Source organism: Hahella sp. HN01 (assembly GCF_018986435.1).
GTDB lineage: Bacteria > Pseudomonadota > Gammaproteobacteria > Pseudomonadales > Oleiphilaceae > Hahella.
In genome coordinates this window covers 132,107-145,369 of the sequence record NZ_JAHMIN010000008.1, presented here as the reverse complement: position 1 = coordinate 145,369, position 13,263 = coordinate 132,107, and the positions used below count along the sequence as shown (strand labels likewise).

Annotated in this window: 11 protein-coding genes; 4 read left to right on the top strand and 7 right to left on the bottom strand. The window is 55.3% G+C overall.

The features are described from left to right. Position 1: 1 nt before the first annotated feature. A complete protein-coding gene (locus KP814_RS10095) occupies positions 2 to 1,090 on the bottom strand; it encodes an ABC transporter ATP-binding protein (RefSeq protein WP_127974286.1) in 1,089 nt (362 codons plus the stop codon). 357 nt (positions 1,091 to 1,447) lie between these two features. Between KP814_RS10095 and KP814_RS10090 the strand changes: the two genes are divergently transcribed. After that, on the top strand, positions 1,448 to 3,385 hold the full coding sequence (locus KP814_RS10090; RefSeq protein ID WP_216736661.1) for a sigma-54-dependent Fis family transcriptional regulator: 1,938 nt from the start codon (positions 1,448 to 1,450) through the stop codon (positions 3,383 to 3,385). 63 nt (positions 3,386 to 3,448) lie between these two features. Here the strand turns inward: KP814_RS10090 and glpK are convergent, their stop codons facing one another. From glpK to KP814_RS10070, 4 genes are all read right to left on the bottom strand, one after another. Next, a complete protein-coding gene (gene glpK / locus KP814_RS10085; protein WP_216736660.1) occupies positions 3,449 to 4,954 on the bottom strand; it encodes a glycerol kinase GlpK in 1,506 nt (501 codons plus the stop codon). Positions 4,955 to 5,107: 153 nt separating this feature from the next. After that, positions 5,108 to 6,637, bottom strand: a complete 1,530-nt coding sequence (gene glpD, locus KP814_RS10080; protein WP_216736659.1) for a glycerol-3-phosphate dehydrogenase — start codon at positions 6,635 to 6,637, stop codon at positions 5,108 to 5,110. 374 nt (positions 6,638 to 7,011) lie between these two features. Next, positions 7,012 to 7,788 (bottom strand): DeoR/GlpR family transcriptional regulator, encoded by a 777-nt coding sequence (locus tag KP814_RS10075; RefSeq protein ID WP_216736658.1) that lies wholly within the window; start codon positions 7,786 to 7,788, stop codon positions 7,012 to 7,014. A gap of 101 nt (positions 7,789 to 7,889) precedes the next feature. Next, entirely contained in the window at positions 7,890 to 8,693 is an 804-nt protein-coding gene (locus KP814_RS10070) for a flagellin (RefSeq protein WP_216736657.1), read from the bottom strand. 172 nt (positions 8,694 to 8,865) lie between these two features. On the opposite strand from KP814_RS10070, the gene KP814_RS10065 reads away from it, so the two are divergent. Continuing rightward, positions 8,866 to 9,318, top strand: a complete 453-nt coding sequence (locus tag KP814_RS10065) for a YaiI/YqxD family protein (RefSeq protein ID WP_216736656.1) — start codon at positions 8,866 to 8,868, stop codon at positions 9,316 to 9,318. 13 nt (positions 9,319 to 9,331) lie between these two features. On the opposite strand, the gene trpA is transcribed toward KP814_RS10065, so the two are convergent. Together trpA and trpB are read right to left on the bottom strand one after the other, a co-directional pair. Continuing rightward, complete coding sequence (gene trpA, locus KP814_RS10060; RefSeq protein WP_216736655.1) at positions 9,332 to 10,111, bottom strand: tryptophan synthase subunit alpha; 780 nt, start codon at positions 10,109 to 10,111, stop codon at positions 9,332 to 9,334. Further along, a complete protein-coding gene (gene trpB, locus KP814_RS10055; protein ID WP_216736654.1) occupies positions 10,101 to 11,372 on the bottom strand; it encodes a tryptophan synthase subunit beta in 1,272 nt (423 codons plus the stop codon). Before trpB ends, trpA begins: the two co-directional genes overlap by 11 nt. A gap of 97 nt (positions 11,373 to 11,469) precedes the next feature. Between trpB and KP814_RS10050 the strand changes: the two genes are divergently transcribed. Both KP814_RS10050 and KP814_RS10045 read left to right on the top strand, forming a co-directional pair. Next, positions 11,470 to 11,949 carry a TetR/AcrR family transcriptional regulator gene (locus KP814_RS10050; protein WP_216736653.1) on the top strand — a complete coding sequence of 160 codons (480 nt, stop codon included), beginning with the start codon at positions 11,470 to 11,472 and terminating at the stop codon, positions 11,947 to 11,949. Continuing rightward, positions 11,946 to 13,256: an NAD(P)H-binding protein gene (locus KP814_RS10045; RefSeq protein ID WP_216736652.1), complete on the top strand. Its 1,311-nt coding sequence runs from the start codon at positions 11,946 to 11,948 to the stop codon at positions 13,254 to 13,256. The genes KP814_RS10050 and KP814_RS10045 overlap by 4 nt, the downstream gene beginning before the upstream one ends. The last annotated feature ends 7 nt before the right edge of the window (positions 13,257 to 13,263 follow it).

Genomic DNA, 13,263 nt, shown 5'->3' with positions numbered 1-13,263 from the left:
CTTAAACTCCAACGCGTCTTACCGGCGCTTGCACCAGATGTCCGCTCATATCGAACGCATACAATTTATGAGTGGGGAAATAGATATTGATGCTCTCATCCACGTCGTAAGCGTGTACGCCGGACAGGTGCATCACCAGGCTCATATGATCGTTGCGAACGTGCAGGAAGGTTTCAGAACCACTGATTTCAGCCAGATCGACATTGACGGATAGCTCCAGGTCATCGTCGTTCTGCGGCACCAGCCCGATATGGGAGGCTCTGACGCCGAACTTGTAGCGCCCTGGCTTCAGGGTGCGCAAATCCTGATTCAGCGGGAAATGAACAGTTTCGTCGAAGGTGACTTCTTCGTCGGTCACCAGGCCTTCAACTACATTGATAGGCGGCTCGCTGAACATTTCCGCAGTGAGAATATCCTGCGGACGGTGGTAAACTTCTGCGGTCGGACCGTGTTGGAGAACACGCCCTTCATGAATAACTGTCGTCGTGCCGCCCAGAGCCAGGGCTTCGTTGGGCTCAGTGGTGGCGTAGACAGCGATGGTGTTGCGTTCTTTGAACAGCTCCCGTAATTCCTGGCGCAGCTCTTCGCGCAGCTTGTAGTCCAGGTTCACCAGCGGCTCGTCAAACAGAACCATGTTGGCGTCCTTGACCAGGGCGCGGGCCATCGCCGTGCGCTGCTGCTGACCGCCGGAAAGCGCCAGAGGCAGCCGGTCCAGGTAGGGTTCAATGTGCAGCATCGACGCCGTCTCACGCACCCGCTCCTTGATCTTGGCTTCGCTCATATTGGCGAGGCGCAAAGGAGACGCGATGTTTTCGTAGACGGTCAGGTTGGGGTAGTTGATGAACTGCTGGTAGACCATGGAGATATTGCGGTCTTTTACCGGCACTCCGGTAACGTCTACGCCGTTCATGAAGATTTTGCCGCTGCTGGGTTTATCCAACCCCGCCATCAAACGCATGAGGGTGGTTTTACCGGCGAGGGTGCGGCCTAGGAGTACGTTGAAGGAGCCGGGTTTCAATGTGAGGTTCACATCGTTAATCCAAGTCTCGCCGTCAACAATACGACTGACATTTCTAAGCTCAAGGGACATCTTGCTAATCCCACCTTTGTTCTTGTTTGAATATGTTCGTAAATGTTCTTTTGAACAATTTGTTTTTTTCGAGTAGGTATATATACAAACATCGGGCCAACTTTTTTGCAAATCCGTCGTTTGTCACCGCTTGAACAAATTAGATAGGTATAACAATGATTTGCAGAGGCGAACGCTGCCGCTGAGAAAGAAAGGTAACGCTTGGACAACAATTTTCCATTTCGAAAAGTGTTGACAACTGTTCACACTTAACAACAATGATTGAACAGGTTGACTGTTTTGTGAACAGTTGAACACTGTCCTGAACACCGAATTGAACACTCATGCGAGCTCACCATTCAGAAAGACGAGGGTCCTATGGACTCAGATGAAAATAAAAACGCATCAGTCTTCGCCGCTGAGGGGACGGCGCGAACTCATAGGGAGTTGATCGAGGATTCCTGGCGTCGCTGTAAAGAATACGGGCTGACTCATAACAGCGTGCCGCAATACGGCGCTTTGAGAAGAGGCGACGTGTCAGCGCTGTTGGAAGAGCATCAGTTATTGGTGAACACCACGCAGAAAGAGGTGTTGCCTTATTACGACCATATTTTGTCCAACTCCAACTGCCTGATCGTATTGGCGGATCGGCGCGGGCATGTGCTGAACACCTGGGGCGAACAGCGCTTTACGCCGTTGGAATGCGCGCATGGCCTGGTAGTGGGCAACCGCTGGACGGAGGTGGGGGCGGGCACTAACGCCATTGGCACTGCAATCGCCACGGGCGCAGCGGTGCAGGTGGGCAGGGATGAACATTTCCTGCGCGCCAATCGTTTCATGGTCGGCTCCGCGGCGCCGATATTCAATACGCAGAAAGAGATGGTGGGCGTGCTGGACATTTCCTCCGACGCTTATCTGCCCCAGGATCATACCCTGGGAATGGTCAAGCTGATGACCCTGAGTGTGGAGAACCGGTTGATTCACAACGCCTTCCAGCGTGAACACCTGTTGATCACCTTCAACACGAATATCGCTGCGTTGGAAAGCCCGTGGTCAGGTTTGGTTGTGATTGATGAGGAAGGGCGCATCATTTCCGCCAACCGTCGCGCGGAAGTGATGCTGGCCCATGATCTGGCTTTGGCGAACATCGAAGACATCTTCAATTGCAAGCTGAGGGAACTGCGGCATCATCCAGAGGGAATGCCGATGGAGGTCTCCGCGTTGGGCAAATACCGCATGCACCTGATGATTAAACGTCCTCCTCAGGCGGCGATTATCGCTCCGGATTATCGTAAAAAGGAAAAGCCTGCGCCGGTAATAGTGGAGGAAGAACTGCCGGACGACGTCATTCCCTTTCACGAACTGGAGCATGGCGATGAACGGGTGGCGCGGATGGCGAAACAGGCCAACCGCATCATGGAAAAAGACATTCCCATTCTGATCCATGGCGAGACCGGTAGCGGCAAAGAAATTTTCGTACGTTCACTGCATTACCACAGCTCCCGCAAAGCGTTTCCGCTGGTGGCGGTGAACTGCGCGGCCATTCCAGCGGAACTGGTGGAGTCTGAATTATTCGGATATGAAAAAGGCGCGTTTACCGGCGCCAGCAACAAAGGCTCCATCGGACTGATCCGCAAGGCGCACCGGGGCACATTATTTTTGGATGAGATCGGCGAAATGCCCCTCAAAGTGCAAGCCCGTCTGTTGCGGGTGCTTCAGGAGCGCTGCGTAACGCCATTGGGTTCCACGGAAACCTTCCCTGTGGATATCAAATTGATCTCCGCCACTAACCGGGTGTTGAAAGAGGAAGTCAAACGGGGCGCATTTAGAGAAGACCTGTATTACCGTATTTCCGGCCTCAATCTGGAGTTGCCGCCATTACGGGAGCGTGCGGATAAAGCCAGACTGATCGAATATGTGCATGGCAGACTGACTCGCAGCGCCGGGGAAACCTATCATCCATTGAGCGCTGACGTGCTCGCCATGCTGACGGACCACCCCTGGCCGGGCAATGTGCGCCAGTTGATAAGCATTCTAAGCGTGGCGCTGGCCATGGCGGATGGCGACCCGATCGAAGACTGGCACATTCCTGATGATTTTTATGACGACCTCAATGGCCTTGGTCTGGCGGAGCCGGACGGAGATAGCCTGAACGAAGACGTCGATGGTTTCGGTGATGGACCGGCGATACGCAATCCGAAAGAAGAATTGGAAGCGAAGATCGTGAGGTTATACAGAGAATACGGTGGCAATGTAAGCCAGACCGCCAAGGCGGCGGGCGTCAGTCGCAACACTGTGTATAAATATATCCGCTAGGCTTGCGTCCAGCGGATGACGAGGGTCTGCTGGCGGAAACGTCAGCAGACCCTGTTGAAGGAATTATTTCTTGTGGGCGGCCTTGGCCATATTGCGCACGCCTTCCACGGAGTTGAGCCAGCCTTTGTAAAGGCGGTCGGCAACGGCTTCTTCCATGCTTGGCGGGAATGTCTTTTCGCATTGCCAAAGTTCCTGCACCTCTTCCAGTGACGAGTAAACGCCAGCTTTCAGACCTGCCAGAAACGCTGCGCCCAAAGCGGTTGTCTCAGTGACAAAGGGACGATCCACGCGCACGTCCAGAATATCCGCGAGGAATTGCATGGCCCAGTCGTTCACCACCATGCCGCCGTCCACGCGTAATGCCGCCAAATTTTCCACGCCATCCGACTTCATCGCTTCAAGCAGGTCGCGAGTCTGATAAGCCACAGACTGCAGGCCCGCCGTGACAATCTCGGCGATGCCGGTGTCCCGGGTCAGACCGACGATGGCGCCGCGAGCGTTGGGCTCCCAATAGGGCGCGCCCAGGCCGGTAAAAGCGGGAACCAGATATACGGAATGGTCCGGTCCGACTTGTTCCGCATGCCCTATACTTTCACCGGCGCTTTTTAACAGACTGATGCCATCGCGCAGCCATTGCATGGTGGCGCCGGCCATAAAGATACTGCCTTCAATGGCGTAAGTGGGTTTTCCATTAAGCCGGTAACCAACAGTGGTGAGCAGCTTATTGTTGGATTCCAGTGGCGCATCGCCGGTGTTCATGATCATGAAACAACCGGTGCCGTAGGTGCTCTTGCACATTCCTGGCGCGAAGCAGGCCTGGCCAAACAAAGCCGCCTGTTGATCGCCGGCGACGCCAGTGATGGGGACTTCCGACCCCAGAAACTGATGCTCCGTCATACCGAAATCGTCGGAGCTGTCTTTCACCACCGGCAGCATATTGCTGGGCACATTGAGCATATCGAGCAGCTCATCATCCCATTGCTGGCTGTGGATATTGAAAAGAAGCGTGCGGGAAGCATTGGTGGCGTCAGTGGCGTGCACAGAGCCGCCGGTCATCTTCCAGATAAGAAAGGTATCGACGGTGCCGAACAGGAGGTCGCCGCGTTCCGCTTTTTCCCGTGCGCCTTCCACATTGTCGAGAATCCAGCGGATCTTGGTGCCGGAAAAATAAGGATCGAGCAACAGTCCGGTTTTCTCGCGGACCATGGACTCGCGACCGTTTTCATACAACTCGGCGCAGAAAGCGGAGGTGCGGCGGTCTTGCCATACGATAGCGTTATAAATGGGTTCGCCGGTGTGACGATCCCACACCACAGTGGTTTCCCGTTGGTTAGTGATGCCGATGCAGGTGATGTCGCGGCCGGAGATCCCGGCCTCTTTCATAACGGCGCTGCAAACGCGCTTGACGGTATCCCACAAATCATGCGGGTTGTGCTCCACCCAACCGTCATTCGGAAAATGCTGGGCGAATTCTTGTTGCACGCTGTATGCGGGCAGGCCTTCACGGGTAAACAGAATGGCGCGGCTGCTGGTCGTGCCTTGATCGATTGCTAATATGTACTTGCTCACAGTCGTCGTTCTCATGTTTGGCCACGGCGACGCAAGCCAGTCTGGAAATTAACACCCGGCCGCCGCGGTCTGCTTATTATTGTTCAATACCCTTTCGGTCGCTTGCGTTACTTTCCGTCAGTTCCGTTTATCCGCTCTGTTTTGTCCTCCCGCTCATGCGCTCGCTTGCATGGGCTGGTAAGGCTCAGCGGCCCGGGGGCGCTTACCCGCGAGGTATTCCGCCAGGGCGGCCTGTTGATCTTCATTCAGGAACAGACCCATCTTCGTGCGGCGCCACAGGATATCGTCAGCGTTCATCGCAAACTCATACTCTAGCAGATAGTCCACCTCTTTTTGGAAAAAGCCTTCTCCGAACTTCTGACCCATATCGGCTTCTGATTGCGCGTCTTTCAAGAACATCTCGCAGCGGCTGCCATAAGTCGTGGCGAAGCGTTTTGCGGTGCGTGCGGTCAGGAACGGATAGCGATTCTGCAGCCCCTGGCTGTAGTTGGCGACTGTGCCGGGCAGGTCGCCGCCTGGCAATACGCTGTCAGCAGTCCATGGCGCGCCCATTTGTGGGTAGAACGGCTTGAGAGTTTTCAGAGCTGACTCCGCCAGTTTGCGATACGTGGTCAGCTTGCCGCCAAAAATGGAGAGCAGCGGTAGTTCGCCTTCAGTCTCCAGCTCGACGGTGTAATCGCGGGTGATCGCCTGGGCGGAGTCGGATTCATCGTCGCACAGAGGGCGTACGCCAGCATAGGTCCACACTACGTCAGCCGGTGAAATCTGCTTCTTGAAGTGAGCGTTCACTATGTCGCAAAGGTAATCTATTTCTTCATTGGAAATGGCGACGGTTTCCGGCGCGTCTTTGTGCTCCACATCCGTGGTGCCGACGATGGAGAACTCATCCAGATAAGGAATCACGAACACAATGCGCCCATCTTCGTTTTGCAGAATAAAGGCTTCATCTTCGTTATGTAGTTTTGGAACCACCATGTGGCTGCCTTTGATCAGGCGAATGCCACGCGGGCTACTGCGGTGCATTTCTTTCGTCAGCAGCGTTTTAACCCAGGGGCCGGCGGCGTTTACCAGTCCTTTGGCTTTCATGGTGTGTTCTTCGCCGGTGACTTCATTGCGCAATTGTACATGCCACAGGCCTTTTTCCTGGGATACGCCCACGCATTTGGTCTGTACGAAAACATCTCCGCCCAGTGAACGGAATTGCATTGCGTTCAGCACCACCAGACGCGCGTCATCCACCCAGCAGTCTGAGTATTCGAAGCCTTTGGTGATCTCTGGTTTCAACGCTGCGGCAGGCTGATTGAAACGAATGAATTTGCTGCCTGGAAGAATGTCGCGTTTGCCCAGCATGTCATACAGGAAAAGTCCGATGCGAATCATCCAGGCGGGACGCAGGTGAGGGCGATGAGGCAGGCGGAACCGCATGGGTTTTACGATATGGGGCGCCTTGCGGTAGACCGTTTCGCGCTCGTTCAGCGCTTCTTTCACCAAGCGGAACTCGTAATGTTCCAGGTAGCGCAGGCCGCCATGAATCAATTTGCTGCTTGCGGAAGAGGTGGCCCATGCGAGATCGCGCATTTCCACCAAGGCGGTTTGCAATCCGCGGCCCTGGGCGTCTACGGCGACGCCGACGCCATTGATGCCTCCGCCGATTACGAGAAGATCGTAAATTTTCTCACTCATTATTCGGAACCTTTCCATGCGGTTAAAAATTGACTAAAGTTTAAACGAAAGAAAAAAGAAAATAAAAGGAAAATTTACGAATTATTTTGTGACAGTTTCTAAATATTTTCCACTTTTTAGAGCGCATGATGAAGTAAAATGAAAATAAATTATTAAATTCAGCAAGTTAGCGATGGCCTTAAAAACTGACTACGAATTGCTTCGAGGAAGAAAAAACAAAACGTCAGGTCGATAGTCGGAAGTGGATTACTTACCCTGTGGCGGCGGAATAGACGCGATGCGGAGAGAAAAGAAAAAAAACGAAGATAGGTCTGTGAGCAGTCAAAGCAGTAATGGCGAGCGGGCGTTCCCTGGCCCGTTCCCGGGTGACGCTGTTAAGGCGTACAGATATGCAGGCGTACGTCGTGATTCTTCATCATGGTTTCTATTTCTTCACTGGGACGCTGATCGGTGAAGAACATGTTGGCCTGGGTGATGCTGCCTAGACGCACCATGGCTCTGCGACCGAACTTGGAATGGTCCGCCGCCAGAAACACATGCCGGCTCTGTTGGATGATCGCCTGGGCGACGCGCACTTCGCGATAATCGTAGTCCAGCAGGGCTCCGTCTTCGTCAATAGCGCTGATGCCGATGATGCCGAAGTCCAGGCGAAACTGTTGTACGAAGTCCATGGTGGCTTCACCTACAATGCCGCCGTCTCGCGCGCGAACCTCGCCGGAGGTGACGATCACGCGAAAGTCTTCCTTTTGGCTCATCATACTGGCGACGTGCAGATTGTTGGTCACTACCTGCAAACCTTTGTGGTTCATCAACGCTTTGGCGATGGTTTCGGTGGTGGTGCCGATATTGATGAACATACTGCTGTGATCAGGAACATGCAGCGCAATTTCCCGGGCGATGGCTTCCTTTTCCTCCAGGTTGCGGATTTGTCGGTCCTGATAGGACAGGTTCTCCGTCGATGTAATGGAGGTGGCGCCGCCGTGAAAGCGTTGGATCAGGTTGTAATCCGCCAGCAGGTTAAGATCCCGTCGCAGTGTTTGGGGAGTGACGTCGAAGGCCTCCACCAGTTCGTCTATAGTGGCGACGCCGTTCTTTTCGATGAGCTTGAGAATCGCGGTTTGCCGCGCATTTAAAGGCTTGTCAGCGGACATGTTCGTTTTATTTTCGTGCGCAAATGATAAAACGAAATGTTAGTAGAAAATTACCCAGGGCGAAACCAGTAATAGTACTTCCCTCGAAAAGGCGGGAATTCTTATCCGGACAACAGGTTAAGAACGAATCTCGCCTGCGCGTTGGCTTGGGCGCGGATGGCTATCTGGGCTTGCGTAAGTATTTTTTGGGTCGCCAGATTGGCGCTTTCAGCGGCGATATCGGTATCCGCGATGCGGCTGCGCGCCTCGGTCGCATTAAGATGCGCGGTTTCCAGTTCGCGTATGCCAGCCTCGAAACGGTTCGACAAGGCCCCGAATTGCGCCGCCCGATCAACCGTCGCTTGCAGGCTGTCGTCAATGACGGATACGGCGCTGATGGCGCCCTGTTGGCTGGAGATATCCAGGCTTTCCAAACCGAAGTTGCTCAACTCCTGCACCAGATTACGGCCTTCCAGAACGATCTGTTCTCCACCTTCTGCGCCAGCCTGGAAACGGTGTTCATCACTGGAATCGAACAGATTGACGCCATTGAAGTTGGACTGCTTCAACAACTGACGCGTACTTTCCAAAATCTGTGCGGCTTCCTGCTGCAAGGCGGCGCGGTCACTGTCGTTGTATACGCCGTTGCTGGCTTGCAGGGCGAGTTGGCGGATACGCTGTAAATTGTCGGTAACTTGGCCCAATGAGCCTTGAGCTGTCTGAGAGAGGGAAATGCCGTCGCCGGCGTTGCGAATAGCGGTGGAGAAACCGCTGATACGGCTGCTGATACGGGTGGCGATGGACAGACCGGCGGGGTCGTCAGCCGCGCTGTTAATACGCGAACCTGAACTGATGCGGGCGAAGCTCCGCTGAATTTGCGCGTCGTTCGGCGAAGGTAGCGCCGGGCCGTTAATCGTGATCGCCATGAAGTACCTCTATAATCCATAGCCTCAGGCCATTTTAGATCAATAAATAATCAATTGCGACTACCTTATATCGTTACGAGCCCCGTCCTTATGCGCACGCAGCTTTCTTTTCCGTTTCTGAGCGGCATCGCTTAGACTCTGTGTTTTAACGTTTTACTGAAGAGAAATAATCATGCGTATATGGGTAGACGCCGATGCATGCCCGAACGTCATCAAAGAGATTCTGTTTCGGGCGGCGGAAAGGGTGAAGCTTCCCTTGATTCTAGTGGCCAATCAGCCGCTTAAGACGCCGCCGTCGCAATATATCCGCAGTTTGCAGGTGGCGCCGGGATTTGACGTGGCGGATAACCATATCGTGCAGCATGTCGAACAGGGCGAGCTGGTGATCACCGCCGACATTCCCCTGGCGGCGGAAGTGATAGACAAAGGCGCTCATGCGTTGAATCCCAGGGGTGAGTTTTACAGCAAGGAAAACATTCGTCAGCGCCTGATGATGCGAGACTTCATGGAAACCATGCGCAGCAGCGGCGAACACACTGGCGGCCCCGCGGCGTTCAACCACGGCGACCGCATGGAGTTCGCCAATCAACTGGACCGTTTTCTGGCGAAAGCGAGTAAGCCTTGATCGGCGCGACGGCTTACGCCGTCGCCTCCATTCCGCCCGCCGCCTCACATAGCTCCGCCATGCGCTCCGCGGCGGCGTCACTGCCTAGTTTTCCTTGCCATTCTATATAGCGGGAACACACCGCAGCTACCTCCACACGTCCTCGCAACTGGCGCAAATCCTCTGCGCTGCGCACGCCGAAACCGACGGCGAGAGGAAGGTCCGTGTAGCGCTTGAGGCGCGCGATATAGTTATCGAACTCGGCGTCCCAGCGGGTTTGCGAGCCAGTGACGCCGGTGCGCGCCACGACGTACACCATGCCCCGGGCGGCGGCGCTGATTCGTTGCAGGCGCTCGGGAGGCGTCACGGGGGTCACCATCATGATTGGCGCCAAATTAAGCTTATCCAGCAGTGGCAAGTGCGGCTCCAGGGCTTCTACGGGCAGGTCGGGGATAATCAACCCTTTTACGCCGGCTTCGGCCGCATCGATGAATAAACGGTCAAGGCCATAGCGGTAGAGAGGGTTGAGGTAGCTCATCAATAGAAAGCTCACCTGTGGGTGACGTCGTGAGACTTGCTCCGCCAGCGCCAGCGCTTGTTTGACGCCGCCGCCGTTCTTGAGGGCGACATGGCAGGCGTGAGCCAGTGTCGGGCCGTCCGCTACCGGGTCGCTGAATGGAATTTGCAGCTCGATCATTTTCACGCCAGCGGCGACCAATCCGTCAATCGCAGGCAGGTTGGCTTCAAGAGAGGGATAGCCCACCACCGCATGGGACATGACTAGCAGTTCTTGTGGTTTTTTCTCAGGCAACATCGGCGGCGTTCTCCCCTTGCGTTGTGAAATCAGGTTGGCGAGCCAGCTCGCGTTGCAGGAAGGCGGACCAATCCGGATGCGGGAAAGCGCGCGCCACATTGAAAATGTCTTTATCGCCGCGTCCGCTCAAATTAATCACCACATGTTCGCTGGGCGACATCTGGGCCGCGCGGCGGAACCCGCCCGCCAATGCATGGGAGGATTCCAGCGCAGGGATGATGCCTTCGTGGCGCAGTAATGTCTCAAACGCCGTCAGGGCTTCCTCGTCGGTTGCGGAATCTGGCGTTAATCGCCCGCGTTGAGCGAGGTCCGCCAGAATTGGCGATACGCCGACGTAGTCCAGTCCCGCCGCTACGCTGTGCGTGTGTCCAAGTTGTCCGTCGGAGTCCTGTAAGAAAAGTGTTTTGAAGCCCTGGGCGATGCCGTCTTCGCCGGTTCCTTCCTGAAGCCGGATAGAGTGCTGGCCTTCTTCGCGGCTGCGTCCGCCAGCTTCTACGCCTATCAACTCGACGTCACCTTGATCGATATACGGCGCGAACGCGCCAAGGGCGTTACTGCCGCCGCCGACGCAGGCTACGACGCTGTCAGGATTGCGACCGATTTGGGACAGAGCCTGTTGCTGTAGCTCTCTGCCGATAATACTCTGGAAATAAGCCACCAGCTCCGGGAAAGGCGCAGGTCCGCAGGCGGTGCCGAGCACGTAATGGGTGTCTTCGAAACTGGCGGCCCAGTCGCGCAGCGCTTCGTCCATGGCTTCTTTCAAGGTGCGAGCGCCGGTGGCGACCGGAATAACTTCTGCGCCCAGGCGCCGCATCCAGAATACATTGCCGTACTGACGCTCAATGTCGTCCGCTCCCATATAAATGCGGCACTCCAGACCCAGGCGAGCGGCCATGATCGCCGTGGCCAACCCATGCTGTCCTGCGCCGGTTTCTGCGATTACCCGGCGCTTGCCCATACGCCGCACCAGAAGGCCTTGGCCCAGTACGTTATTCACTTTGTGGGCGCCGGAATGGTTGAGGTCTTCCCGTTTTAACCAGATTTGCGCGCCGCCAATCGCCTTAGACAGGCGTTCGCAGGGCGTGAGAGGCGTGGGCCTGCCGCTGAATTGCTGCGCCAGGGTCTGATATTCTCGCCAAAAGTCAGGATCGTCGCGCAAACTGAAAAATAGGCGTTCCAGCTCCATCAGAGCGGGCGTCAGTATTTCCGGGGTGTAACGGCCGCCGAAGCTGCCGAACATACCGTTGTTGCTGCGGATCATGGCGATTTTCTCCTGTATTATTCGGGCCCATAAGGCATAATGGAAACAGTTCAAATTAAACTAAACTGTTTAGTTAAAATAAAGTGAAATTCTGAGCATGGCAAGAGCATCGAAGCGAGATTTTATTGTTGAGACGGCGACAGGGATTTTTCTGGAGCAGGGCTTCAAGGGCACATCGATCGATATGGTGGTCAATGCCTGCAAAGTATCCAAACCCACGGTATACAACCATTTTCCCGACAAATCCCAGCTCATTGACGCCGTCATCGATGACTGGCTCAGGGCGCAAAACCCGGTTATGCCGGAGTGTGAGGATGAGTCCGTTCTGTGGCGCGTGTTAAGCGAAAACTGGTGGTGTGATGAAGCTATCGCCATGTATCGATTGGTTATTGGCGAAGGCTGGCGCTTCGATGAGGCCGCGCAGCGGTTCTGGCGCGAATATGACGCAAAATGGCGTGATTATGTAGGAAAATACGGGAAAAGTAAGAGTTTTACTGCGGACGCAGTCGACGTATTGCAAGCCAAAGTCAGCCATGAATTGTGGACGCGGCTCAGCGACGGAGGAAAGCGGCCATGAAAATTCTTTTAACTGGCGCAGGCGGGTTTATCGCCAGTGTCGTTCTGGAGAAACTTCTGGAGCAGGGATGTCAGGTGGTGGCGGTGGCGCGGCGGCGTGCGAACATTCCCGCATCTGAAGCAGTCAGTTTTATCCAGGCGGATTTGCAGAACCTGACCCGAATGGAAGACTGGTCCCCGATGCTGCGCGGCGTGGACGCCGTCATTAACTGTGCGGGCATCCTGCGGGAGACGCGCAAGGGCGACTTCGAGCTGGTGCACTTTGATGCGCCGAAAGCGTTGGCGGAAGCCTGCATACAGAACGGCGTAGAGCGATTTGTGCAAATCTCGGCCCTGGGAACGGAGCTGGACGGCGCTTTTATCACCTCCAAGCACAAGTTTGATGATTACCTGATGCGGGCGCTGCCCACGGCGGTGGTGTTGCGGCCATCCGTGGTGTTGTCAGAGAGAGGCTCATATGGCGGCACCTCTCTGTTGCGGGCGTTAGCGGCTTTACCTGGTGCGCTATTCGTTCCTGGTGATGGCGATCAGAAGATTCAGCCGATCCTGCTGGAGGATCTGGCGTGCGTGGTTGCACAGGCGGCGACCGGCGCCAGCGATGCGCAGAGTCTGGAGCAAGCCAGTGGCGTGGCGTATACCGTCGGACCGGAAATCGTTACGCTGAAAGAGTATCTTACCTTGGTGAGGCGCTGGTTGAAGTTTCCCGATGCGCGGATAGTTTCGGTTCCGCTTTCATTGGTGGGGGCGGCGGTATGGATTGGGCGTCGACTAGGGGCCGGTCCGCTAAATGATACGGTATGGGGCATGTTGCAGCGAGGTAACTATGCCGAGTCGGGCGCTTATGAACGTTCCTGTGAAAAATTCGACTATGCGCCGCGTTCCGTAAAGGGATATCTACAAACGTCCGCCAGCTTTGTGCAGGACCGCTGGCACGCCAGACTGTACCTGTTGCGGGAGCCCATATGGTTGACGCTGGTTGTGGTGTGGCTGCTGTCCGGCGTCGCGGGGTTCGTCGCTCAACCCGAGACATTCTCGCCTATATTAAAGGCGATGGGCCTACCCGAATTCCTATGGCGTCCTATGGTCTGGTTCACAAGCGCAGTGGACCTCGCGCTGGGGGCGTTTTTGCTGAGCCGCCGTCATATGGCGTTGGCGGGACAATTGATGTTGGCGTGCACGTTGGGATATACGCTGGCGCTGGGTCTGCTGGCGCCGGCTGTATGGCTGGAGCCTCTGGGCGGGTTGTTGAAGAATTTACCGCTGCTGTGCCTGCTGAGTGTATTTCTGGTGGTGGAAAAGCTGCGTTGAAAGAGGC